Raw genomic sequence first — 24,385 nt, forward strand, 5'->3', positions numbered from 1 at the left:
CATAGAGAAATCAGGGCGCGCAAAGGCCCGCCGTCGGTCAGTCCTACAGACCGCGCGGGCGCAGGACGCGCTCGACGACCGCCGCGATCCAGTCGACCGAGAGGGCGACCAATGCCGTCATCAGCGTGGCGGCGAGCAGCACCGGGTCACGGTTGAGCGCGATACCTCGACCGATCGTGATGCCGAGACCGCCGCCGCCGACCAGGTAGGCGAGTGCGGCCATACCGACGTTGATCACGAGCGCAGTCCGCACGCCGGCGAGGATCACGGGCACCGCCAGCGGCAGTTCGATGCGTTTGAGTATTTGTGAGCGGGTCAGCCCCATGCCACGGCCGGCCTCGATGACCGCGGGGTCGACCTGATCGATGCCGACCATGGTGTTCCGCAGGACCGGCAGGATCGTGAACAGTGTCAGCGCCCAGATGGTCGTCCACGCATCTCGGCCGATCCACGCGAGCGAAAGGACCAGGAGGCCGAATGCAGGGGTTGCCTGCCCGGATGTCGCCACGGCCAGCACGGGTCCGCTCAGCCGCTTGTAGTTGGGGCGGGTCAAGAGGATGCCCAGGGGTACAGCGATGAGAATGACGAAGACCGTCGACCAGAAGGTGATGTAGACGTGTTCCTTGAGCTGGGGGAACAGCACCGAGTCCCACTCGAGCGACCGTTGGATCGTGGAGTCGTCCTGATCGGTCGACCGGATGTAGTTGGCCAGCCACAGGCCGATCAGCGCGATGCCGACCGGCGCGAGGATCAGTCCGACATTGCTGCGGATGAAACCTCCGCCGCGGCGCGGCAAGACCTCGGTCGTTTCGCTGGGCGCTTCCGCGCTGGTCGCAGCTGTCACCGGATCGTTCCCCCGGCGGCGAGGTCGTCGTAGTGCTTCTTCGCATCCTCACGCATCCGCCGCAGCACATCGGTGAGGGTGGAGATGTCGAGGATCCCGAGGAATGCTCCCTTGCCGTCGACGACGCAGGCCTGGCCGGCGTTGGAGAGCAGCAGCTCCTCGAGCGCATCGTGGAGGGTGGCATTCGGCTCGACGCGGGCAATGACCTCGCGCCCCGCCGTTCCGATCGATCCCGCCGCCTTCGCCAGGTGGGCCTCGTTCGCCCACCGGTGGGGCCGGTTGTTCTCGTCGAGAACGAGCAGCCACTTCTCGTCCGACGCCGACAGCAGAGCGATGGCCTGCTCCGGTGTCGTGCCGGCGGTGGCCACGGGGTAGTCGTGTGACAGTTCGACGTCGCGGACGCGTTCGAAGTTGAGTCCCTTGAGCGTGGCTCCGGTGCCGATGAAGTCCGCGACGAAGTCGTCGACCGGGTACGACAGGATGCGCTCCGGCGTATCGAACTGGGCGACCTCGGACCGTTCGCGGAGAATCGCGATGCGATCGCCCATCTTGATGGCTTCATCGACGTCGTGGGTGACGAAGACGATCGTCTTGCGCAGCTCCCCCTGGAGGCGCAGGAACTCGTTCTGGAGGCGGTCCCGGGTGATGGGGTCGATGGCGCCGAACGGCTCGTCCATCAACAACACCGCCGGATCGGCACCGAGCGCGCGGGCAACGCCGACGCGCTGGGCCTGGCCACCCGAGAGTTCCTTGGGGTAGCGGTCGCGGTAGAGCGACGGGTCGAGGCCGGTCATCTCGAGCAACTCGTCGACGCGGGTGGCGGTTCGCTTGCGATCCCAGCCGAGAAGGCGGGGAACGGTGCCGACGTTCTGCGCGATCGTCTGATGGGGGAACAGCCCGATCTGCTGGATCACGTAGCCGATACGGCGACGAAGGTGATCGGCGTTGACGCCGGTGACGTCGTCGCCATCGAAGATGATGCGTCCACCGCTCGGTTCGATCATGCGATTGATCAGGCGCAGTGTGGTGCTCTTGCCGCAACCCGAAGGGCCCACGAGGACGAGAATCTCTCCCTCGGGGATGTCGAGTGTGAGGTCGGCGACGGCGGGATCGGCGGAGCCCGGGTAGGTCTTGCTCACGTCCTCGAGGCGGATCATCGTCCGAGGGGTTGGCTCATTGTCGGTGGTCATTTGGTCAGACCCTTCGGGGAGGTGAGGCGCCGTAGGAGGTTGAACGCCAGGTCGAAGACCAGGGCGAGCAGGATCGTGAAGACCACGCCCGTCCAGATCCGTTCAACCGAGGTCGCGGCGGGGAATCGGTTGAGGCCCTGGTCGATGTAGGTGCCGAGGCCGGTGCCACCGACGAGTACCGCGATCGCGGCGATGCCGATGTTGAGCAGCGCGGCGACGCGCATTCCGGTGAGGATGACGGGCCATGCGAGTGGGAGCTCGATGCGAAGCAGCCGCTGGACCGGCGAGAGTCCCATGCCCTTGGCCGACTCGACAACGGCGCTGTCGACCTCTTCGAGCCCGGTGACGGTGTTTCGCAGTATCGGCAGGATGGAGTAGAGCGTGAGCGCGATGAGCGGGCCACGATCGCCGATCCCGATGAAGCTGATCGGAATGAAAATCGCGAACATGGCCAGCGACGGGACGGTCAGCATGATCGAGAAGAAGCCCAGCAATGGCGCCCTCAGCGTCGTCACGCGATAGATCAGCACGCCGAGGGTGATGGCGATCAGCGAGGCGCACGTCAGCGAGAAGAGGACGAGTTGGGCGTGATCCACCGTGCTGGCAAAGATCTCACCCCACCCCTCCTGCTCGGACATGTAGCTCCACCACGAGCGGTACGCGTCGAGATCGATGATCATGCCGGGCAGCTGGAGGATGCCGTCGACAAGGCGGTCGAGGCCGCCCCATGGGGTCGTGTCGGCGGTGTCGTCACCGAAGGTGAACCACCACAGCGCAACGAGGCTCACCGCCGTCGCAAGCATCACGCCGGGTCGAGGGAGACGCTCGATCCAGGGACTTCCGGATTCTCGATCCGCAGACGGTCGCTCGTCGGCCACCGGGAGGTCATCCGCGGTGGCGTCGAGACTGTCGGGGGTCGGTGCGGGTGAGATGGGTCGCTGTCTCCGGTGCGAGGCAGCGCCAACTTGGCGACCCTCGCATTGCGTGCCGACCAACCCTACGGAGCAGGGGCCGGGATCACAAGCACCCTCGCCCCCGTCGGGCGGTGAGTGACGGGTCGCGAGTGTCGAGCGGCATGGCGGCCGACGACATCCTGGTCGAGCTCGATCTCGGCATTCAGCGAGCACGGCGGGTACCCGGGCGCGAACAGACCCAACGGAACGGCTCGTTTCGAGGTGTTCAGTGCGGCCCTCGACGAATTCGGACAGCGGCGGTCGGGAACGCCGGCGTGATCAGCTGGCCGATGACAACAGATCGTCGTCGCGCTCGACGGCATGCAGGGGCGACCGCATCGACTGCAGCCGAGCCTCGCGACCCGCCCGATGATCGGCCAGCGCCTGCATCGCTGCCGCGAGCAAGGGCCCGACGCCGAGGGCGATGATGACGGTCACGAAACCGAACGATCCGCCGGCGGCCACGCCCGCGGCCAACGCCCCCACCTCGAGGCCGGTGCGGAACCGGACGGGCGAGATGCCTCGACGCGCCGCCGCCTCGGTGATCGCCTCGTAGGCGCCGCCCGTGGCCGCAGTGTGCACGATCAGGCCGACCCCGGCGATCAACATGGCGATCCCGATCGCCGCCATGGCCAACCGCACACCGATGGTGTCGGGTGGCACGATGATCTGACGAGCGATGTCGACCGCCAGGCCGTTGGCGACGATGAAGGCGACACTCACGAGCGTCGGGCGCACGCCCAATGCCGCGGCGACACCGAACAGCAGGCCCGAGCTCGCCCAGGCCGCCTGGCCATGGCTCAGCGGGGTCCGCTGGTCCACGGCCGACAGCCACACGTCGAACGGCGGCAGGCCAAGGTCGGCGGCAAGAAGGAAGGCGACGCCGAGTCCGATCAACGCACTCGCCGGCAGCACCCAGCCCAGGCGCTCCGCCGATGCCGGCAGCGGCGGCCGCAGACGCGGATCAGCCGCCTTCTGGCGGGCATGGGCGATCACGCCGTGGCGGGAGATTCCGCTGCGACCGATCAGGCGCAGGAAGGAAGTGATGCGAGAAAGCACACTTCATGTTCGGACACAACCCGCTCGAATCGGAACCACCCCAGGGGGTCATCCGTCACGTCGTCGTGGTGGGCTCGGTGGGGATCGAACCCACGACCGAAGGATTATGAGTTCCGGGCTTCAGATATCTTGGAGTCCGGCGGCGACCCCTTAGGTCTCGACTTAGGCGACCTGGCTGGGGAGTCCTTCCTCGGGGTCTTGCCTGGTCCCACACCCTCCCGTCCGGTTTGAGCAACGAGTGAGCAACCAACTGTAGGCGTGGGGTCGGCCTCGAGGGTCGAACCGGGGTGATGCCGGAGGGGGTACACCTTGTAGGAGGGAGGTCTCCCGTGACAATTTTCCCTTACAAAGCTGTCAGTTCGCGCTGAAGCGACCGACTCCGCAGCAAGTTCGGCAGGAAAAGGCAGTCCAGACTGACGCGTCGGCGAAAGCACCTCGCACAGCGAGTACCGCCTCTCGGGAGGAAGAAGCGGAAGCAGACGACCAGGATGTCGACTAGAACTTGGATGGTCCGACTGGGGAGACGGTCCAAATGCGGTTCAAGTGCAGCTCTTGTCGACGACGTGCGGGGCTGATCTACACCTCCTGGGCACCGACTCGGTTTGCCTGCAAGCGCCATTCACGGGCGCTGGCGGCCGCCATCGTGGCGGAGGTCGAGGCCTCCGATGACCGTACGGACGCGGCCAGAATCGGCAAGGCGTGGTCGTCTACGGAAGAGTACATCGGGGCGTCCGTAAGGGGCTTCGACCCCGGACTGTTCTACATCCACCCGAAATTCGGCCTCGGTCGTGTGGGTTGCGAGTCGACCGGATGCGAGCGAGGCCAGATCTACTACGTGAACTTTGGCACGGGGCAGCCGGTAAAGCTCTGTGAGCCACACGCCATAGAGGCTGGCCGAGACGCCGCGACCAAGAAGAACTAGGCGGTCGAAGGGATCAACTCGGTCAAGCTGGCCTACTCAGCAGCGTTCACGGCTGAAATTGTGGATCTTGGCTTCGGTCAGCCCGTAACGGGTTGACTGCATGCGGGGTACTGAACGACGTTGCCGTCGGCGAGCACCGAGAAGTGGACGGACACGGTCTCGGTGTCGTAGGTCGCATTGGCCACGTAGTGGCGAGCTGCCTCAGGAAGGGCGTCGTGGGCCGCCCCTTCATTGGCCGTTTGCTCGTACGTTGTCGGCCAGATTTTGTCCTCAACAATCGAATTTCGGTCGACCGTTTCTTCGAGCGTGAGCAACCCTCTGTCGAGATCTCCCTGAAGAGCGTCAACCAGACGCGCCACGTCCCGCCCGAAGTCCTCGCCCCAAATACACTCGACGTATCGCTCGGGCGTCCACCATCCCTGGGGCCACATCGCTGCAGCTCGGCGGTTCAGCCAGTCGGCTGCGCTGGGAGCGCCGCGGAGCGGGCTGTTGAGATATGCGACAAACTCTACGATTCGGTCACGATCGTCCTCCAGCAGAGCGGCGGCATCTGCGGCCTCGACCGCCGTCACGTTGACCGCGTCGATCTGGCCTTGTAGTCGATCCCGTTCACTCGTGACTTTCTGCAACTCCTCATCTAGGTCTCCCACCGCATCTCTGAGGTCTTCGAGTTCGGCCTCGAGTTGGCTGGACTCGGTCTCTAGGGCGAGATATGCATCGGAGGTGACCGGGTCGGGGTCGTTGCCACACGAAACCAGCAGCATCGACGATCCAAGTATCCACAGGCCCCATCGCACAGCCGAAAGTGTGTCTGGCCTCCTATCGGGTGTCCAATTCACTCACGGTGAAGGCGAAGACGAGAGTGGCCCGCTAGGGATTGCGACCTCAAGGCTCTGGGTCTGGCTGGCGCTTGAGATAGAGGCGTGACGTGCCCGCTGCTGAGGCATGGCATCCTGTTCGAACACGAACGGCGGTCGCCTCAGTTCTGGTTGACGACGAAGAGAGCAAGTAGACCCACGACGACCAGGAACACACCGAACCCAGTGGCCTCGCTGGGAGCAAGCCCGATGGTGGTTCGCATCCAATCAGCTGTCTGAAAGATCAACAGGACCGCGCCGACAGCGATCGCTCCCATTCCGAAGGACAGCGCAGTTCTGCGGTCATCGGTGGCGGAGTCTCTCGGAGTCGAAGCGTCGTCAATGGCTGCGTCCCATTCCGCCAACCTCCTCGCATTGAACTCCTCGACTGACAGGCCTGAGGCGATCCGCTCAGTGCGGCGTTCGGACCATGCTTCGATGACCGATCGCTGGGCCTCCACCTTTCGCTCGCGCATCTTGGGCGACATTGCCGCCCACTGACTTGGGCTAACTCTGTCCGCCATCGCCCCGTGAGTCCCTTCGCCATTGAGCAACTCACGGAGTCGCCGTTGCCCTTCGTTGTGGGCCATGAGGTCCTCAGGTTGGCCGCCGTCCTGCGGTTCGCCGATGTCGTCGTCCCCACGTTCGCCAACGATACGAGCTTCGTCCTCAGCATCGCTTTCGGCCTGTCTTGCGGCCCGGTCTCGCTGCCGTTGTCTCTTTCCCACCGTTGCAGCTCCTTTGTCCTCGTCCTGTCAATCTCGGTTGGCCGGCGAGTACCTCTCTCACGTCGTCGGCGATCCAGGGCAGTAGATCCTCAGGGGCCGCGGCCCCATCATGGCCGGTCACCCGTTCGTCGATGGGGCCGGTGATGGCGACTTGTTCGTCTACAAACCGCCGGACCGGTTCAGAGACGCTCGATATGAGACGGGCTCGAGATGGACATGGTGCTGGATATCGCCTTCGAGGATGAAGATTTGCGGCTGGTCTCCCAACCCGAAGACCCGGTAAATCACGAACGCAGGGTCCTTCTGAGATATAGCCACCTCGTTGGCGGTGATGTAGAAGGCCTGCAGGTGGTCGCCGGTTGTTGCCTTCACCTCGATGTGGAGTTCATCGCCGGTGGCGGCATTGAAGGAGAGCACGTCATAGCCGAGGCCGTCGCCGACTGTCTTCGAGACTTGGTCGACTGCCGCTGCCAGGTCGGGTCGGCCGGCCGCCTCCAGACGGGTCTTCTCGACTCCAACCACGAACTCCTCGCCGAGCTCTCCGATCTCCAGATTCCGCTCCTGCTCCTTGAGGTAATCCCTGGCCGAGATCACCGTCGGTTGAGATGCCCCAGATCTGGGCGCAGCGGACGGGGCCTCCACGAACGTGGAAGATTCCAAAGGCATGGGACCTTCCGCAAACGGGAACGGGGTCGACCCCCTGGCGGACGAGCTGTGCAACGCCCGCATGAGGCCTTCGCCGAGTTCGTCCCCGTCGACATCTCTTTCTTCTCGATCGACGCGGAACCTGATTCGGTAGTCGTACGGGTCGGGAGCGGACTCCCAGATCGGAGAGTTGTTGCGGTGCAGTGGCTGTTCGACCGTGCACCACAGCAGCCGTTCGAGAACGACGCGGCGGTCTGGATCAAAGTCGCGTCGAACGCTCGCTCCTTTCTTGCCGGTCGCGATCACTAGGAGATCCCCGACTTGGGGAGCGCCAATTCGATCAACTCCACTTCGGCCGCCCTGGATCTGTCCTGGACTCTCGGCAACGATCTCGGTCCAACCCCAGGTCTGGTGGTCCAAGGCCTTCTCGAGGTTCGAGGCCGCTTTGTTGCCTACAAACATTGCGTACGACGCCATCGCCGGACCGTAGTCCCAAGGATGCTGGAGTTCCTGTTGGCAGGTGTCGCACGAGTCGAACAGACTGCGGACGTGTCCTTGGATATCGACAATCTGATAGGTGAACTGCGCACCTTCGCCGACGAGCGCGAATGGGACCAGTTTCACAATCCCAAGAACCTCGCGATGGCCCTTGCCGGGGAGGTCGGCGAACTCCTCGCCGAACTGCAGTGGCGTTCCCCCGAAGATTGCGAGTCCGAGAATCTGACTGGTGACGACCGCCAAGCGGTCGAGGCCGAATTGACTGACGTGTTGTTCTACCTCCTGAGGCTTTGCGACCGATTAGATGTCGACCTCGAAAAGGCGGTGAGCGCAAAGCTCGCCGAGAACGGCCGCCGCTACCCAGTCTCGGTAGCCAAGGGTTCCTCTGCCAAAGCTCCCCGGCACACGTAGCGGGATCGGTCACAGGCGCTGGGGGAAGATGACGAGAAGCCAGCTCCGCACCGTGCTGTTCGACTACATCGAGACGTTCTACAACCGGCGCCGGGACCAAGCCCGGCTCGGCCACCGCACCCCCGCCGAGACCTACACCGCCTCCGCCGAGGTGGCCTGATCACACAGAAACCCGTGTCCACGAAACCGGGTCAACTCCAGACCCCCAGCGAGACGAGGCAGCGGCAGCTGCGGTCAGCAATGCACTGAGCAGCTCCACTCAGTCAGCGCCGTAGCCCGTTCGCCACTCATCAATCTCGTCGGCCCACTCCCACTCTGCGTCGCAATCGCAACTCAGCATCTGCCCTCCGCACTCGGGACAACGCTCTATGTCGCAGCCCCAAACGTGTAGCTGGCCGGGGACAGCAGAACAGTCTCCGCAACAACCGTCGTATTGCCCGACGAGGATGTCCTCCGGGGCGCCGCACCGGATTCGATCAAGTACTACGTCACCGAAGCGAACTCGCAGAGCGAACTGGGACTCCAGAAGCTCCAACGGCAGGCTCCTCGACACCTCCGACCCTTGATAGGTCAACAAGCTGCGACGGAAGCGATCCATCATCGCTGCCTCTATTCCATACACATCCTCGTCAAGAAGATCGTGAAGCTCGCCGTTCAGTTGCTCCAAGTGGAAGACGTGGGCGAACTCCATGAGGTCGGCGAACGCAGCCTCAAGCTGATCAACTGTCGCTCGGACGTTGTAGTGGGCGAACTGATTCCGCATCCTTCTTGCGTGATGAAGCCGGGACACGTCCTCGGCGTCGAAGTTCGCTCCCGCACCAGCAAGACGAGCGAGGGCCGCCGGAACGTCGACTGTGGCGGTCGAGTTTCCCTTGTCAGGGTTTGCCAACACAAGTAGCGGATGCTCGTCCTCGAGCCTGGCCTTGAGGAGCAACTCGACAGCCTGCGACGCGAGCACGATGGCGAACTTCCATGCGCTGTTCTCCCCGCTTGTGGCCCGATCGGCAAAGCGGAGCGACTCGTTGAGAAAGTCGTAGGCGTTCTCGCGAAGGCTCAGTTCGACAATCCGACTAGTTCCAGTACCGGCTTCTTCCATGACGACAGTTTCGCCGGTCTGGCTCGTTTGCGCTTTGACCGGCTTGATGGCCGCTTCGCCCGCAAACACCGTGGCGTTTGAGCAACGAGTGAGCAACCGGGAGGCTGGCCCATTCATCGGTATAGACAAAGCCCCTGTTCAGCGTGGTGGGCTCGGTGGGGATCGAACCCACGACCGAAGGATTATGAGTCCTCTGCTCTGACCGACTGAGCTACGAGCCCAGCGGGACCCTATCGGAGGCACCCGGGGTCGGACGCGAAGCGGACCGCCCGTGGGCGGTCCGATGCTTCTCGTGCTTCTGTGGCTCCGGGGGTGGGGCTCGAACCCACGACAATCCGATTAACAGTCGGATGCTCTGCCAGCTGAGCTACCCCGGAAGGATCGGGATGGAGACTACCAGCAACATTTCGCCAGGCATCACGCGAATCGGTCGGAGATCCCAACAGAAAAAGCGAACATATGTTCGCTTTTCTTCCGCGCTCGGATAGGGTGTTCTCCATGCCGGTCGCCAGACCTGGCCCCTGACCTCGTCGGGTTTCGTCTGGTCCTTCATCCGTACTTCCCCACTGTGTTCCGAGAGGGGTGTGTCGTGTTCGAGGACTGGATCGACGTGTTGTCGTCATTCGACGTCGCAACCGCGGAGACCGTCACCCTTCGGAAGATGCTGGGCGGCCTGTCAAGACTGCGTGGTGCGATCGATGCATGCGAAGCGGGGATCGCTGCGCAGTTGGGCGAGGCGTCGTTGGTGCGTGGCGCCACACGGTGCACGCAGCGGGAGGCCGACCGGGCCATCGCCCGGGGCAAGCTACTCGCCGCCGCACCTGCGGTCGCCGAGGCCTTGGCCGCTGGAGCGATCACGGGCGCCCACGTCGACACGCTGAGCCGAGCGGCCGAGCGTTCCTCGGCCGCCGCGGTCGCAGGGTCGGGGCTCTTGGCCGTTGCCGAAGGGCGTCCCGCCGACGCAATGCGCGCCCAGGTCGACGACTTCGTGCGCACTACTGCCGCCGACGCCGATCTCGCCGAGCGGCATACCCGCCAGCGTCGCAACCGCAGTGGACATGCCTTCGCCGGTGACGAGATGGGAATCCTCCACGCCGAGTTCGACGACACCGTCTTCGGTGAGATCCGCTCGGCGATCGATACCGAAACCGATCGTCTCTATCACCTCGACGGCGGGCGCGAATGCGCCGCCGAGGTGCGCACCGCCGCTCAGCGCCGGGCCGACGCCATCGCCAACTTGCTCACTCGCACCGACCCCGAACGTGGAGGCCCGCCGGCGGTGCGCAACCAGATGCTGGTCGTTTCCCACACCGACGGCGCGGGCCACATTCCCGGCGTCGGCGCGCTTCCCCGCGCCGAGGTTGCCCGCCTCATGTGCATCTCCGATCTCTACGGCGTCGTCTTCGACACCGCCGGCCAGCCGCTCTGGCACGGCACCCGGATTCGCCTCGCCGACGACAACCAGTGGCGGGCGCTCATCGCCCGCGATGGTGGCTGCATCGGTTGCGGCGCCCATCCCTCACGATGCGAGGCACACCACGTCATCTGGCGTCGCAACCACGGGTCGACCGACATCGACAATCTCGTGCTCGCCTGCAAGCACCACCATCACCTCATCCACGACAAGGGTTGGCGGATCATCGACGGTCCCGACGGCACACCCATGCTGGTGCCGCCGTGACCATCTCCGCTCCACGATCGGGGCCGGGGCCGGCAGCCCGGGATGGGTCAGCTGCTCTCGAGATAGTCGCGCAGCCGGTCGCTGCGATGGGGGTGGCGAAGTTTGGCCAGGGTCTTCGCTTCGATCTGCCGGATTCGTTCGCGGGTGACGCCGAACTGGCGGCCGACCTCTTCGAGGGTGCGGGGACGACCGTCGTCGAGACCGAAGCGGAGACGGACGACTTCCTGCTCGCGTTCGGACAGCTCGTGGAGCACGTCGTGTACGGCGGTGGCGAGCAGCATGCGGGCGGCGGCGTCGCTGGGGGCGATGGCGTTCTGGTCCTCGATGAAGTCGCCCAGGTTCGACTCGTCCTCCTCGCCCACCGGCGAGTCGAGCGAGAGCGGATCCTGGGCGATCCGCAGGATCTCGCGGATCTTCTCGACGGGCTCGTCGACCTCGGCCGCCAGTTCCTCGACCGTCGGCTCGCGCTTGAGGTCCTGGTGCATCTGGCGCTGCACCCGCTTGACCCGGTTCATGGCTTCCACCATGTGGACCGGAATACGGATGGTGCGGGCCTGGTCGGCGATGGCGCGGGTGATGGCCTGGCGAATCCACCAGGTGGCGTAGGTCGAGAACTTGAAGCCCTTCGTGTGGTCGAACTTCTCGACCGCCCGCATGAGCCCCAGGTTGCCCTCCTGCACCAGATCGAGCAGCACCATGCCGCGACCGACGTAGCGCTTGGCGATCGACACCACCAGGCGGAGATTTGCCCGCGTGAGTTCGTCTCGGGCCCGGTTCCCGTCGCGGACGACCCGGTTGAGGCGGGCCCGCTCCGCGGGGTCCAGGCTGTCCAGGCCGTCGGTGGCCGCCAGCTCGGCGAGCATCTCCTCACCTTCACCACCACGCCGGATACGGGCGGCGATGCGCACCTCCTGGCGGGCGTCGAGCAGCGGCACCTGCCCGATCTCCTTGAGATACATCCGGACGGGATCGTCAGAGCTCCCGCCCTCGCCCTTTCCCCGGGTGCGGCGGCGCCGAGACGGTTCCTCGACATCGTCGCCGATGGTGGCGGCGAACGCAGCCGCTCGGGCCACGCGAGCGTGATCGACCGGAGCGGCGTCGAGTTCCTCCTGCGAGGGCTGCTCCGAAGAGGAGGAGCTCGACGACGAGGACGTCGGGGCGACCACCGGATCCGCGGCGGCACCGGGCACCATGATCTCGGGCGGGACCGGCGCAGTCTCGCTCTCGTCGATCACGATGCCCTCAGTCTCGCAGACGAGTCGGATCTTCTCGAAGAGGTCCATGTCGAACTCGACGTCCTTGAGCGTGTGGACGAGCTGATCGAGTGAGAGGTGACCCGAGACCTTCCCCGTTTCGAGCAGTGCATCGAACAGCACGGCGGCGTCGTCGGGGAGCGGCAGCTGTGGTGCCGTGTCGGTCATGCGCCCTTCCCCTCCTCGTAGCTGATGAGCCACGGTAGCAACCGACCGATGCCGCCTTCCCGCGTCTCGCGTTCATCGAGCTCTTCGATCAGCAGTTTCAAGGGGCCGATCGACGACACGGCGTAGCGTTTCTGGGCGTCGGTCGAGTCGAGGGCCCGCTGGCTCCGACGGAGGTCGTCGAGCGCTCGGCGCCCGGCCAGGCGGCCGAGTCCGGCAAGTACGTCGTCGGTGTCGGCGTCGGAGGGGTCGACGGCGAGACGGCGCAGCAACGAGGCAGCCCGCTCCCCTGCCCGGTCACCCGCGCCGAGCAGACCGCCCTCGGAAAGCGCCATGAACGCCTCGCGCCGGATCGGGTCGCCGAACAGCAGCGGATGGAGGCGGGTGGCGTCCTCCGGCCGGTGGATGGCGAGACGTAGAGCCTCGTCCTCGGCCGCGGTGCCGGCGTGTTCGGTCTCGATCAGCAGGTCGCCCGGCATCGGGTCCTGCGCATCGTCGCCGTAGCCGTCGCTGTACCCGTCGTAGGAATCGACCGGCGGGGAGGACTCGCGATCGCGGCGCTCGTCGCGTCGACGAGCGGGCACGGTCTCGCGCTCGACCGCTTTCTGGCGGGGTGCGGAGGCCAGCTCGCGCAGGCGGGAGAGATCGACTCGACAACGGTCGGCCACCTCGAGCAGGTAGGCATCGCGGACCAGCGGGTCGGGGTGTTCGGTGAGCACGTCGAGCGCAGCCTCGGCCGTGCGGGCTCGGCCCTCGACCGACGACATGTCGCCCGCCCGGAGCACGCGCTCGAGGCGAAAACTCAGGAACGGAATCGCCTCGTCGACGGCCCGTTGGAGCTCGACGGGGTCCTCGCGGGCGAGGTCGGCCGGGTCGACCCCGGCCGGCAGGTCGGCGACCCGCACCTCGAGCTCGTGTTCGCGCTCCCACTCGTAGACACGGGCTGCGGCGGCGAGCCCCGCGGCATCCGCATCGAAGGCCAGCACCAGGCGGCTGGCCGAGAACCGCTTGAGCAGCTTCACGTGGTCCTCGGTCATCGCCGTGCCACAGGTCGCCACCGCCCGGGGGATGCCCGCCTCGGCGAAGCCGATCACATCGGTGTAGCCCTCGCAGATGATCGCCTCGCCCGCCTTGACGATTCCTTCGCGGTGGGTGTGGAGTCCGTAGAGCACCCGACTCTTGTCGTAGACGGCGGCCTCGGTGGTGGTGTTCTTGTACTTGGAGCCTTCGTGACCAGGCAGGATGCGGCCACCGAACCCCACTGGGTCGCCGCGTTCGTCCTGGATGGGGAACATCACTCGGGCCCGGAAGGCGTCTTGTTGGCGCCCGGCCTTGTTGACGAAACCGAGCCCGCTGTCGCGCAGTGCGTCGGCGCTCAGGCGCAGGTGACGGGCCAGCTGGTCCCAGTCGTCAGGTGCCCAACCGATCTGGTAGCGCCGCACCACGTCGCCGTCGTAGCCCCGCGACCGCAGGTAGCTGCGCGCCTCGCCGGCATCGGGCGAGGTGAGTAATCGGTCGTGATAGAACGCGGCGGCCTTCTCGACCGCATCGAGCAGGCCCTTCTTGCGTTGCCGCTGCGAACCCTCGTCCTTCGACGTGTAGCGCAGCTCGATGCCGTAGCGCGACGCCAGCGACTCGACCGCACCGGCGAAGTCCAGATTGTCCATCTCCTGCACGAACGTGATGGCGTCGCCACTGCGCTGACAGCCGAAACAGAAGTAGACGCCCTTCTCGGGGCTGACCGACAGCGACGGCGTGCGCTCGCCGTGCATGGGGCAGCGAGCCATCCACTGACGCCCGGCCCGCTTGATCTCGGTGTGCTCGCCGATGAGCGCCACGAGGTCGGCCGATGACCTGACCTTCGCGATGTCATCGTCGTGAATACCCATTGGTTCGCAAGCTAGCAGTGCCCCCTGACGTGCGACCCATGGGATCGGGGATGACAGGATGGTCGATCCATGTCTCTCCCGCTGCGCAACAAGCTGGTCGGTCTCGCCGCACTGGTGTCGTTCGCGCTGGTGATCGCCCTCACCGGTGACGACCGCTCGCCCGCCGACAGCACCGCGCCGAGCCCGGCCAGCACCCTTCCGACGACCACCCTTCCGACCACCACCCTTCCGACCATCTCCCTGCCGAGTGCTCCCACCACCACGACGACCGATCCACGGATCCTCACGATGACCGCGCAGGTCGACGAGCTGGTGGCCGACGCCACGCCGAAGGAGCTGGCGTACCGCCTCGTGGTCACCGGCCTCGATGGCGCCGAGCTCGGCGCCCAGCTCGAGGACACCGTCGGATCGGTCTGCGTCGGCGGCGTGTTCCTCACCGAGTCCAGGGACAACTGGGTGCCCGAGGACGACCCGGCGGCCTTTCGGGCTGCCGTCGACGACCTCGATGAGCGGGTGTGGGGCACGCGGTGCACCTTCCGCCCCCTGATCACGACTGATGCCGAGCTCGGCGAGGTCATCCGCGTGCCCGCCGACTCACCGGCCGCGGCGCCCTCCTGGGCCGTCCGCTACATCGAGGGCGAGCCCTACAACGTGCTGCTCGACCTCCAGGAGCAGAGCTTCACCTACGCCACCGCGCTGAGAGAGCTGGGAATCGACGTCAACTTCGGCGCCGTTGCCGACGTCGACACCGCGCCCGACCATTTCATGGCCCGCCGGGGTCGCTCCTTCGGCGGCGACCCCGGGATCGTGGCCTCGCTGTCGAGCGCAGTGGTCCAGGGCCACTGTGCTGCCGGCCTCGCCGCCACCCTCAAGCACTTCCCGAACCAGGGGGCCACGTTCGAAGACCCGCACGCCGAGCGCAGCACCGCCGTGGGCGGCGTCGACCACTGGGAGACGACCGGCCGTCTCCCCTACGAGACCACCAGCGCACCCCTCGTGATGACGGGTCACATCTTCATGGACATCGACCCGGACCTCCCGGCGTCGATGTCGGCGACGGTCACCACCGGGCTCCTCCGCGACGAGCTCGGCTACGACGGCGTGGTGATCACCGATGACCTGTCCACCATGCGCGGCGCCATCGACGTGATCGCCGAGCCCGGCGAGCGTGCCGTCGCCGCCATCCGCGCCGGGGCCGACCTCGTGCTCTTCGTGGTCGACGACGACATCGCGCCGGTCGTCGAAGCACTGTCGACCGAGATGGAGACCGATCCGGCGTTCGAGCTCCGGGCCCGCGACAGCGTTCGCCGTGCCCTGATGCTGCGCCTCGCGTTGACCGACCCCGGGCTCTTCCCGCTCTGCGGGAGCCCGAACTCCTAGCCCGGACCCCTAGCCCAGGCGTTCGGCCAGGTAGCCCTCGAGCTGGTCGAGGCTCACGCGGTCCTGCTCGCGGCTGTCGCGTTCGCGCACGGTCACGGCGCGGTCCTCGAGCGTGTCGAAGTCGACGGTGATGCAGAACGGGGTGCCGATCTCGTCCTGGCGGGCGTAGCGCTTGCCGATCGACTGGGTCTCGTCGTAGTCGGCCATCCAACGACCCTTGACCGCGTCGAACACCTCGAGGGCGGTCGGCGTGAGCGTGTCCTTCTTGCTCAACGGCAACACCGCGACCTTGTAGGGCGCCAGGCGATGGTCGAGACGCAGCACCGTGCGGGTGTCGTCGTTGACCGTCTCCTCGTCGTAGGCGGCCATGAGGAATGCCATCGCCGTGCGGGTGGCGCCGGCCGCGGGCTCGATCACGTGGGGCGTGTAGCGCTCACCGGAGGCCTGATCGAAGTAGTCGAGCTTCTCGCCGGATGCGTTGGCGTGTTGGGTGAGGTCGAAGTCGCCGCGATTGGCGATGCCCTCGAGCTCGTCCCAACCCCAAGGGAACAGGAACTCGACGTCGGAGGTGCCCGACGAGTAGTGGCTGAGCTCATCATCGTCGTGGGGACGCAGGCGCACGGAGTCGGCCGGCATGCCGAGGTCGAGATACCAGTCCATGCGGGCCTGGCACCAGTACTCGTACCACTGCTGCGCCTCGTCGGGCGGCACGAAGAACTCCATCTCCATCTGCTCGAACTCGCGGGTGCGAAAGACGAAGTTGCCGGGGGTTATCTCGTTGCGGAACGACTTGCCGATCTGGGCGATGCCGAACGGTGGCTTCTTGCGGCTCGTGTTGAGCACGTTGGCGAAGTTGATGAACATGCCCTGCGCCGTCTCGGGTCGCAGATAGACCTCGGCGGCGGAGTCGACCACCGGCCCGGCGTTGGTCTTGAACATCAGGTTGAACTCGCGGGCTTCGGTGAACGAACCCGAAGTGCCACAGGTGGGACAGGTGTTCGGATCGTCGAGCTTGTCGAGTCGGTGACGGGCATTGCAGTTGGTGCAGTCGACCAGCGGATCGGAGAAGTTCGAAAGGTGACCCGAAGCCTGCCAGACCTGCGGCGGCGACAGCACCGACGCGTCGAGCCCCACTACGTCGTGGCGCATCTGGACCATGTCTCGCCACCACGCGTCCTTGACGTTGCGGAGCAACAGCACGCCGAGCGGTCCGTAGTCGTAGGTCGACCGGAATCCGCCGTAGATCTCCGCCGACTGGAACACGAATCCCCGGCGTTTGGAGAGGTTCACGATCTTGTCGAAAAGCTGCGGATCGGCGTCAGGCATGGCGACGAGACTACCGGCGACGTGCGAGCATGGACCCGTGACTGCACAGACCCCACTGCCACCGACGACGCCGCCCGCGATGCCTCCCACTGATCCCACCGCTGTCATCGGCCGTCGGATCCTCGCCTACATCATCGACGCCGCCATCCTGATCGTGTTGGTCGTGGTGTTGTTCGCGAGCCTGGCGTCGTCGGAGGAGCTCGGCTCGGCGCTCGAGGCCGAACTCACCTGCGACCTCATCAACGACACCGACACCGGTTTTCTCTGTATTGCGTTCGACAACACGGTCATGCTGCTCGAGGACAGCGACTTCGGGCTGCTGCTCGGCATCGGCGTGCTCTATCTCTTCGTCGTCCATCTCCTCCTCCCGGCCATGACCGGATTCAACCCCGGCAAGGCGCTGGTCGGGCTGCGAATCGTGAAACAGGACACGTTCGAGCTGGCGGGGTTCGTTCCCAACCTGCTGCGGTGGGTCCTCTGGCTCGTCGACGGCATCCCCGGTGGTGTGCTGTTCCCGCTCGTCGGCCTCATCACCGGTGTGTCGAGCAGCGGCCATCGCCGCGTGGGCGACATGGCGGCCAACACCCTGGTCATCGACAAGAAATGGGTCGGCCAGCCGCTCCCGATCAGCGGTGTGAACACCGTCGCCCCGGTCGGCTACGCACCGTCGCCCCCGGTCGGTGCCCCGCCGCCGCCGCCGAGCGGTTTCGCGCCGCCGCCGCCCTCGGGCACCACCATGGGCGCGACACCGCCGCCACCCCCGCAGACGTTCCCGTCCACGCCCCCACCGCCTGCGTCCGCGGCACCGCCGGTGTTCCCACCGCCCGCCCCGTCGGCCAGCCCCGCACCTCCTCCGCCCGCCGACACCACCCCGCCACCGCCGCCGAGCGACTACCGCGACCCGGGATCCATCGCGCCGCCGGCAGTGACACCGCCGGCGCCCCCGACCGGCGAAACCGAGTCCGCCGACGCGGGATCCGATGGCGACGATTCCGGGGGCCTCGAACCCGAGACCATCGAACCCGAGGTCATGGAACCGGAGATCATCGAACCCGAGCTTCCCGAGGCGCGGGCCGACGCAACCGCAGCGATCATGCCCGACCCACCGGCACCGGCACCGCCGGTCGCCGAGACGCCTGTGCCCCAGCCGGGTGTGGACGCACCGCAGTGGGACGAGGCCCGCGACACCTACATCCAGTGGGACGCCGAACTCGGCGAGTGGATGGAGTGGAGCGAGGCCACCGGGGCCTGGATCCCGATCTCCCGGTAGCGCAGCTCGGGCGGCCGCGCCGGCTCAGGTCGGATGCTGCTCCAGCACCGCCACCGACCGGAGGCGCCGCTCCAAGTGGTGCTCGAGCAGTGCGGTGGCCAACATGTCGACCTCGCCGGTTGCCGGCCCCACCGGCTCCTCGAGCACGCCGGCGAGCCTGCCGCCGAGCACCCGGCGCATCAGCACGAGCGCACCATCGGAGATCGGGCGCCCACGCCGACAGTCGTTGCAGCGCACCCCACCATCGTCGAAGTCGAACGCGGCGAACGGGCCGTCGCTTCCGCACTCGATACAGAGGTCGAGTGCCGGTTGCACGCCCTCGTGGGCCAGCAGCTTCAGGAAGAACGCGGCCACGACCAGCGCCGAGTCGCGCTGGTTGAGCGTGCGGAGGGCCCGGACGAGCATCACGTGCAGCACCCGGTCGGGTTCGCGATCCTGGGCGACCTGATCGACGGCTTCGAGCATCGCCTCGGCTCGGGCGAACCGATCGGAGTCCTCGCGCAGGGTGGCGAACCGGTCGACCGTTTCGACCTGCGTGATCGTGTCGAGATCACCGCGGCCCCGATACAGCTGGATGGCCACATGGCTCAGCGGTTCGAGGCGGGCCCCGAACTTCGACTTCGTCCGGCGCACACCCTTGGCGACGCCCCGCACCTTGCCGTGATCATGGGTGTGCAGGCTGATGATGCGATCCGCCTCGCCGAGCTTCCAGGACCGGAGCACGACGGCGTGGTCGCGGTAGAGCGCCATGGGTTCAGCCCCCGCCGTTGACGCCGCCGAAGCGACGCTCACGTTCCTGGAACTCGCCGATGGCGCCGAACAGCTCGTTGCGCTGAAACGCCGGCCATGGCGTGTCGGTGAAGATCAGCTCGCTGTAGGCGAGCTCCCAGAGCAGGAAGTTCGAGATGCGGAACTCACCCGAGGTGCGGATGACCAGGTCGGGATCGGGCATCTCGGGGTCGTAGAGATGCTCGGCGATGGTCTTCTCGGTGATCTTCTTCGGGGCGATGCCGCTCGCCGCGATCTCACGAACCGCGTCGACGATCTCGGCCCGTCCGCCGTAGTTGAACGCGATCGTGAAGGTGAGCTTGCGGTTGTTCTTCGTGAGCTCCGAGGACTCGTTCATGCGCTTGATCAGCCGTTTCGGCACTCGCCAGTCGCGGCGGCCGATGAAGCGAATGCGCACGCCCCGCTCGTCGAGTTCGTCACGACGACGCAGGAGGATCTCCTCGTTGAAGTTGATGAGGAAGCGGACCTCGTCCTTGGGTCGGCGCCAGTTCTCGGTGCTGAACGCGTAGACCGTCAGCCATTCGACCCCGGCGTCGAGGCAGCCGTCGACGACCTCGAACAGCGAATGTTCCCCCGCCTTGTGGCCTTCGGTGCGAGGCAGATTCTGTGCCTGTGCCCATCGCCCGTTGCCGTCCATCACGCAGGCGACGTGGCGGGGGATCCGTTCCGGATCGAGATCTTCGAGGCGCACCCCGCGAACCTACCGGCTCATCCGTTCCGGGTGGTGCTGGCTAGGATCCGCCCGGCGATGATGACCCACACGACCCGGAAGCCATGACGACGTGGACCTAGCCGAGCAGGCGCTCGAGACCCTCGACGAGGTCGCGGTTGCCCTCCCCGGCGGCGGCGAACGTCGCGAAGGGCAGCGCCGGATGGTCACCGCGGTCGCCACGGCGATCCGCGACGGTGGCCACGTGGTCGTCCAGGCCGGTACCGGCACCGGGAAATCGCTCGCCTACCTCGTGCCGACGGCGCTCGCCGGCAAGACGACCATCGTCGCCACCGCCACCAAGGCACTGCAGGACCAGCTCGCGGGCAAGGATCTGCCGTTCCTCGACGAGCGCATTCCGGGCGGTGTCGACTTCGCCGTGCTGAAAGGCCGCTCGAACTACCTCTGTCTGCAACGACTCGACGAGGCCGAAGCCGACGACCGCCTCGGTCTGGATCTGGGCGACCAGGACACGGCCACGCCGACGCTCGACAGTGATCTGCTGGCCCGGTTGCGGGTGTTCGCGGCGGCGACCGAGACGGGCGACCGCGCCGAACTCCCCGACATCGACGACCGCGCCTGGCGCCTCGTCAGCGTGGGGCGCGACGAATGCCCCGGGGCGGGCCGCTGCCCGGTGGGCGACGATTGCCTGGCCGAACGGGCCCGTCGAAAGGCGGCCACCGCCGATGTCATCATCGTCAACCTCCACCTCTACGCCATCGAGATCATGGTCGAGGGCATTCTCCCCGAACACGACCTCGTCGTGATCGACGAGGCCCACCAGCTCGAGGACATCGTGTCGGAAGCCGCCGGCCGCCAGATCAGCCCGGCTCGGCTGCGCGCCGCAGCGCGCTCCGCCGGCGCAGTCCTCGCCGCCCGGGATGCGCCCGAAGGTGTAGAGGACGCCGCCACCCTCCTGCACTCGCAACTCGAACATCTGGTCGGTCAGCGATTGGCCGACGGTCTCGACGACGACACCGGCGCCACGATCGACCTCATCCGTGGCCGTGTCGACCAGCTGCTCAACGCACTCCGAGTGGTGCCCAAGGACGCGCCCGCGGAAACCGCGGCCAAGGCGCTGCGGGCCCGCCAGGCCGTCACCTCGCTGCTCGACGACATCGACTACGTGCGCTGGCCCATCGACCACGAGGTGCTGTGGGTCGACGGCCCCACCAGCAATCCGAGCCTTCGTTCCACCCCGATCTCGATCGACAAGCTGCTCGAGGAGAGGCTGTGGTCGAAACGGCCGGGCATTCTCACCTCGGCCACGCTGTCGCCCGCCACGGTCACGCTCCTGGGTCTGCCGGCCGGCACCGAGATGCTCGACGTGGGGAGCCCCTTCGACTACGAGAAGAACGCGCTGCTCTACTGCCCGACGAATCTCCCCGACCCACGCGCCGAAGGACATCGCGAGGCGCGGTTGGCCGAACTCGAGGCGCTCATCGTCGCCGCCGGCGGACGTACCCTGGCCCTCTTCACCAGCTGGGCGGCGATGCGCGAGGCCGCCGCCCATCTCGAGCCCCGCCTGCCGTGGCCCGTCCTCGTGCAGGGCGAAGGATCGAAGATGGCGCTGCTGGCGTCGTTCGTCGAGGACGACGAATCGTGCCTGTTCGCCACGATGTCGTTCTGGCAGGGCGTCGACATCCCCGGTTCGACGTGCAACCTGGTGGTGATCGATCGACTCCCGTTCCCTCGCCCCGACGACCCCGTGTTGCAGGCCCGGCGGGAGCGGGCCGGGAAGGCCGCATTCCGCACCATCGACCTGCCACGAGCGGCCACCATGCTCGCCCAGGGGGCCGGTCGGCTGATCCGCTCGGCGACCGATCGCGGGGTGGTGGCGGTGCTCGATCCCCGACTCGCCACCTCGCGTTCCTACCGCTGGGAGCTCATCAACGCCCTGCCGCCGATGCGACGGACCAAGGAACGCTCCGAGGCCGAGGCACTGCTGCGCGAACTCCGCGACGAGTAACTGCCGAACCGCTGCTCAACTCGCTGCGGGTTCGTGCCGATCTCGCCCTGGTGAGTCGTCGTCGCCCGCATCCAGCCCGTCGCGCCCGTCGGGTCGCCGGCGCGTCCGCGCTCGGCGCCTACGCCGGTCTGATGTTCACGGTCGGCTGGGCGCACCGCTCCGGCGAAGTCGACAGCACCGCCGGCTTGCAGCCCACGACCGACCTCGGGGCCGACGAGATCGGCAGCCTGACCGGCGTCGAGCGAGTCGACCTGCGGGCCGCCGCCACCGAGTTCCGGGCCTCGTCGACCACCACCCCGGACACCGACCGGACGATCACCGGCGAACGGGGGCTGGCGCCCACGCCACCCCCGCCGCCCAGCGTGGCGGTCACCACCACCGCGGCCCCGCAGGTCACCACGCCTCGCCCGACGGTCGCGCCCACCCCCGCTCCGCCGGCAACCGCCGGGCCCACCGCTCCCCCGGCGACGGCACCACCCGCGCCGACCACGGCTGCGCCTCCCACGACCTCGTTCAGCCCACCCACCTCGCTACCCCCGACCAGCCTGCCGACCGGTGGATCCTGACCTCGAGGTCCGGCGGACGGGCCGGGCCATGGGCACCACATACCTGATGGTGACGGCAAAGGCCGACGGCGTGCTCCTCGACGACGCTGTCGCTCTGCTCGACGATCTCGAGTCTCGTTGGAGCCGCTTCGTGGTCGACAGTGAGATCTGCCGGCTGAATCGCAATCCGGGAGTGCCGGTGATCGTCAGTCCCGACACCTTCGCGGTCGTCCAGGCCGCCGTCGACGGCGCCGAGGCCACGGGTGGCCGTTTCGATCCGACGGTGCACGATTCGCTCGTCGCGCTCGGCTACGACCGCACGTTCGACGACATGACCCTTGCCGGGGGCGGAGAGCCCCACCCGGCGCCTGGCGTGTGCGGCATCGAACTCGACGCCGCGCTCCACGCGATCACCGTGCCCCATGGCGTTCGCATCGATCTCGGCGGCATCGGCAAGGGGACGGCGGCCGACCTCGCCACCGAACTCGTGATGTCGAACGGGGCGAGCGGCGTGGCGGTCTCCATCGGCGGCGACCTCCGGGTACGCGGCGAGAGCCCGTCGGGTGCCGGGTGGCGGTTCACCGACGACTGGGGTCGACTGCCGTTTCCGGCGCTCGCCGACGGTGGGCTGTGCACCAGCACCACTTGCCGACGCCGGTGGACGACCCCCCGCGGCGATGCCCACCATGTGGTCGATCCGAGGACCGGCACGCCGACCGACGGCACTGTCGAATGCATCACCGTGGTCGGCGCGACCGCCCAACAGGCGGAGATCCTGACCAAGGCCGCGATGGTCGCCGGTCCGGAGGCGGCCGCGTTCCTCGAACCGTTCGGTGTGCGCCATGTCATCCACTGGTCGACGGCGGCCTGAGGCAGTTCCCCGAAATCCTCGCATTCGGCGAGAACGTGCCGACTGGAGACGCCGTGAGTGAAGAGCTGTGGTGGTATGCCACTCGAGCCGCCGGTCTGATGACCTGGACCACCGCGACCGCATCGGTCGTGATGGGCCTGATGCTGTCCACCCGCGCGGTCCGCGCCCGCACCGGGCCGTGGTTCCTCGACCTCCACCGCTTCCTCGGTGGTATCAGCGTGGTGTTCCTCATCGCCCACATGGGCACCCTCTGGCTCGACTCCTACGAGGACTTCGGACCCCGTGAACTCTTCGTGCCCGGCGCGTCCGACTGGCGGACCGAGGCAATCGCGTGGGGCATCATCGCGGCCTATCTGCTGATCGCCGTCGAGGTCACCTCGCTCCTGCGGTCCCGTGTCAGCAAGGCGCTCTGGCGGGTGGTCCACCTGTCGTCCTTCGTGGCCATGGTCGCCGGCAGCTACCACGCCTACCTCGCGGGCAGCGACGTCGAGAATCCGGTCACCTGGGCGATCGCCGGCATCGGCTCGCTTCTGGTCCTCGGGCTCGTCTCGATGCGTCTCCAGCGCCAAGACCCCGAAGACCACGGGTCGACCAGCCTTGCCGACCAGCGTGCCGTGCTCGAGGAGATGCGCAAGCGTCTCGAGGAACTGCCGATCCCCGAGTCGACGCCCCAGCCGCAGATCTCGGTCACCCCCAATGCCATGCTCCCGCGACGTGCGCCGTTCGCGGAATCGTTGCCCGGCATCGCGACCGAGTCGGGCGAGCCCGCCCATGATGTCGCACCGCACAGTGATCCGATCGGCTTCAGCGACGACCCGTTCGCGTCGGTGCCCCTGTCGAGCGACGAGCCCGAGCTGGGTGGATGGGCCAACCAATCGCCGGCCGATCCGTTCGGCGTCATTGCTGCTGACGGCACCGTCCCCGATGGCCTCCCGGCCGACCGCACTCTTCCGCGCAGGGCGGAGGCCGAGGGTCGTCGCATCGACCCGTTCGAGGCTCTCGGTCTCACGCCGGCGATGGACCGCTCCGGGGATGACGGCTTCCCCGTGCCCCCGCCGCCGGCCGAGGCCCCTGAACTGTTCGGCGCGGCCGTCGACGACGAGCCTCGCGCCGACATCCTGCACACCCGATTCGAACCGGTGGTGCAGACACCGTCGACCATCCAGGCTCCGGCGACCCCGACCTCGGGTCCGCCGCCGCTGCCCGACGCCGTCGATCCGCTGACCGGCGAACCCGACGAAGCGGCCTACACGGCCTGGCTCAAGGACTGGCTGTCGTACGCCGAGCAGTACGGCGACGAGGCCCCCGAGGACCCGGCGCGGCGCTTCTAACCGG

Annotated in this window: 23 protein-coding genes and 2 tRNA genes; 10 read left to right on the forward strand and 15 right to left on the reverse strand. The window is 67.1% G+C overall.

Annotation, left to right across the window (positions count from 1 at the left end; genetic code table 11):
- Positions 1-43 precede the first annotated feature (43 nt).
- The 4 genes from RIB98_00340 to RIB98_00355 form a co-directional block, all read right to left on the reverse strand.
- Positions 44-844 carry an ABC transporter permease gene (locus RIB98_00340; GenBank protein ID MEQ8839407.1) on the reverse strand — a complete coding sequence of 267 codons (801 nt, stop codon included), beginning with the start codon at positions 842-844 and terminating at the stop codon, positions 44-46.
- Positions 841-2,034: a betaine/proline/choline family ABC transporter ATP-binding protein gene (locus tag RIB98_00345; protein MEQ8839408.1), complete on the reverse strand. Its 1,194-nt coding sequence runs from the start codon at positions 2,032-2,034 to the stop codon at positions 841-843. Before RIB98_00345 ends, RIB98_00340 begins: the two co-directional genes overlap by 4 nt.
- Positions 2,031-2,837: an ABC transporter permease gene (locus RIB98_00350; protein MEQ8839409.1), complete on the reverse strand. Its 807-nt coding sequence runs from the start codon at positions 2,835-2,837 to the stop codon at positions 2,031-2,033. The genes RIB98_00345 and RIB98_00350 overlap by 4 nt, the downstream gene beginning before the upstream one ends.
- Positions 2,838-3,266: 429 nt before the next feature.
- Positions 3,267-4,046 (reverse strand): hypothetical protein, encoded by a 780-nt coding sequence (locus RIB98_00355; GenBank protein MEQ8839410.1) that lies wholly within the window; start codon positions 4,044-4,046, stop codon positions 3,267-3,269.
- A gap of 643 nt (positions 4,047-4,689) precedes the next feature.
- Between RIB98_00355 and RIB98_00360 the strand changes: the two genes are divergently transcribed.
- Positions 4,690-4,968, forward strand: coding sequence for a hypothetical protein (locus tag RIB98_00360; protein ID MEQ8839411.1), 279 nt, complete (start codon positions 4,690-4,692; stop codon positions 4,966-4,968).
- A gap of 77 nt (positions 4,969-5,045) precedes the next feature.
- Here RIB98_00360 and RIB98_00365 read toward each other — a convergent pair whose 3' ends face one another.
- The 3 genes from RIB98_00365 to RIB98_00375 form a co-directional block, all read right to left on the reverse strand.
- A complete protein-coding gene (locus RIB98_00365) occupies positions 5,046-5,732 on the reverse strand; it encodes a hypothetical protein (protein MEQ8839412.1) in 687 nt (228 codons plus the stop codon).
- Positions 5,733-5,947: 215 nt separating this feature from the next.
- Positions 5,948-6,553, reverse strand: a complete 606-nt coding sequence (locus RIB98_00370; GenBank protein ID MEQ8839413.1) for a hypothetical protein — start codon at positions 6,551-6,553, stop codon at positions 5,948-5,950.
- Between the two features lie 159 nt (positions 6,554-6,712).
- Positions 6,713-7,675 carry a DUF3883 domain-containing protein gene (locus RIB98_00375; protein MEQ8839414.1) on the reverse strand — a complete coding sequence of 321 codons (963 nt, stop codon included), beginning with the start codon at positions 7,673-7,675 and terminating at the stop codon, positions 6,713-6,715.
- A 21-nt stretch (positions 7,676-7,696) separates the two neighbouring features.
- Here RIB98_00375 and RIB98_00380 point away from each other — a divergent pair, with 21 nt between their 5' ends.
- Positions 7,697-8,107, forward strand: a complete 411-nt coding sequence (locus RIB98_00380) for a nucleotide pyrophosphohydrolase (protein ID MEQ8839415.1) — start codon at positions 7,697-7,699, stop codon at positions 8,105-8,107.
- Between the two features lie 28 nt (positions 8,108-8,135).
- Positions 8,136-8,267, forward strand: a complete 132-nt coding sequence (locus RIB98_00385; GenBank protein ID MEQ8839416.1) for an IS3 family transposase — start codon at positions 8,136-8,138, stop codon at positions 8,265-8,267.
- A gap of 99 nt (positions 8,268-8,366) precedes the next feature.
- On the opposite strand, the gene RIB98_00390 is transcribed toward RIB98_00385, so the two are convergent.
- The 3 genes from RIB98_00390 to RIB98_00400 all read right to left on the reverse strand — a co-directional run bounded on the left by RIB98_00390 (position 8,367) and on the right by RIB98_00400 (position 9,580).
- On the reverse strand, positions 8,367-9,203 hold the full coding sequence (locus RIB98_00390; protein ID MEQ8839417.1) for a hypothetical protein: 837 nt from the start codon (positions 9,201-9,203) through the stop codon (positions 8,367-8,369).
- A gap of 144 nt (positions 9,204-9,347) precedes the next feature.
- Positions 9,348-9,424 (reverse strand) — tRNA-Ile (locus tag RIB98_00395).
- A gap of 80 nt (positions 9,425-9,504) precedes the next feature.
- Positions 9,505-9,580, reverse strand: a tRNA-Asn gene (locus RIB98_00400).
- A 212-nt stretch (positions 9,581-9,792) separates the two neighbouring features.
- Between RIB98_00400 and RIB98_00405 the strand changes: the two genes are divergently transcribed.
- Complete coding sequence (locus RIB98_00405) at positions 9,793-10,884, forward strand: HNH endonuclease (protein MEQ8839418.1); 1,092 nt, start codon at positions 9,793-9,795, stop codon at positions 10,882-10,884.
- 47 nt (positions 10,885-10,931) lie between these two features.
- Here RIB98_00405 and rpoD read toward each other — a convergent pair whose 3' ends face one another.
- Both rpoD and dnaG read right to left on the reverse strand, forming a co-directional pair.
- Positions 10,932-12,305 (reverse strand): RNA polymerase sigma factor RpoD, encoded by a 1,374-nt coding sequence (gene rpoD, locus RIB98_00410; GenBank protein MEQ8839419.1) that lies wholly within the window; start codon positions 12,303-12,305, stop codon positions 10,932-10,934.
- Positions 12,302-14,191 (reverse strand): DNA primase, encoded by a 1,890-nt coding sequence (gene dnaG, locus RIB98_00415; protein ID MEQ8839420.1) that lies wholly within the window; start codon positions 14,189-14,191, stop codon positions 12,302-12,304. The genes rpoD and dnaG overlap by 4 nt, the downstream gene beginning before the upstream one ends.
- A 69-nt stretch (positions 14,192-14,260) precedes the next feature.
- Here dnaG and RIB98_00420 point away from each other — a divergent pair, with 69 nt between their 5' ends.
- The gene (locus RIB98_00420) at positions 14,261-15,571 is read left to right on the forward strand and encodes a glycoside hydrolase family 3 N-terminal domain-containing protein (GenBank protein ID MEQ8839421.1); all 1,311 of its coding nucleotides are present in this window, start codon (positions 14,261-14,263) and stop codon (positions 15,569-15,571) included.
- 9 nt (positions 15,572-15,580) lie between these two features.
- Here the strand turns inward: RIB98_00420 and RIB98_00425 are convergent, their stop codons facing one another.
- Positions 15,581-16,897, reverse strand: coding sequence for a glycine--tRNA ligase (locus tag RIB98_00425; GenBank protein MEQ8839422.1), 1,317 nt, complete (start codon positions 16,895-16,897; stop codon positions 15,581-15,583).
- Between the two features lie 37 nt (positions 16,898-16,934).
- Here RIB98_00425 and RIB98_00430 point away from each other — a divergent pair, with 37 nt between their 5' ends.
- On the forward strand, positions 16,935-18,167 hold the full coding sequence (locus RIB98_00430) for an RDD family protein (protein ID MEQ8839423.1): 1,233 nt from the start codon (positions 16,935-16,937) through the stop codon (positions 18,165-18,167).
- A 24-nt stretch (positions 18,168-18,191) separates the two neighbouring features.
- On the opposite strand, the gene recO is transcribed toward RIB98_00430, so the two are convergent.
- A complete protein-coding gene (gene recO / locus RIB98_00435; protein ID MEQ8839424.1) occupies positions 18,192-18,917 on the reverse strand; it encodes a DNA repair protein RecO in 726 nt (241 codons plus the stop codon).
- A 4-nt stretch (positions 18,918-18,921) separates the two neighbouring features.
- Positions 18,922-19,647, reverse strand: coding sequence for a polyprenyl diphosphate synthase (uppS, locus tag RIB98_00440; GenBank protein MEQ8839425.1), 726 nt, complete (start codon positions 19,645-19,647; stop codon positions 18,922-18,924).
- A gap of 91 nt (positions 19,648-19,738) precedes the next feature.
- On the opposite strand from uppS, the gene RIB98_00445 reads away from it, so the two are divergent.
- The 4 genes from RIB98_00445 (at position 19,739) to RIB98_00460 (ending at position 24,381) form a co-directional block, all read left to right on the forward strand.
- Positions 19,739-21,634 carry an ATP-dependent DNA helicase gene (locus RIB98_00445; GenBank protein MEQ8839426.1) on the forward strand — a complete coding sequence of 632 codons (1,896 nt, stop codon included), beginning with the start codon at positions 19,739-19,741 and terminating at the stop codon, positions 21,632-21,634.
- A 50-nt stretch (positions 21,635-21,684) separates the two neighbouring features.
- Positions 21,685-22,200, forward strand: a complete 516-nt coding sequence (locus RIB98_00450; protein MEQ8839427.1) for a hypothetical protein — start codon at positions 21,685-21,687, stop codon at positions 22,198-22,200.
- Entirely contained in the window at positions 22,190-23,050 is an 861-nt protein-coding gene (locus RIB98_00455; protein ID MEQ8839428.1) for an FAD:protein FMN transferase, read from the forward strand. The genes RIB98_00450 and RIB98_00455 overlap by 11 nt, the downstream gene beginning before the upstream one ends.
- Positions 23,051-23,148: 98 nt before the next feature.
- Positions 23,149-24,381, forward strand: a complete 1,233-nt coding sequence (locus tag RIB98_00460) for a ferric reductase-like transmembrane domain-containing protein (protein MEQ8839429.1) — start codon at positions 23,149-23,151, stop codon at positions 24,379-24,381.
- Positions 24,382-24,385: the final 4 nt, after the last annotated feature.

Source organism: Acidimicrobiales bacterium (genome assembly GCA_040219515.1).
GTDB lineage: Bacteria > Actinomycetota > Acidimicrobiia > Acidimicrobiales > Aldehydirespiratoraceae > JAJRXC01.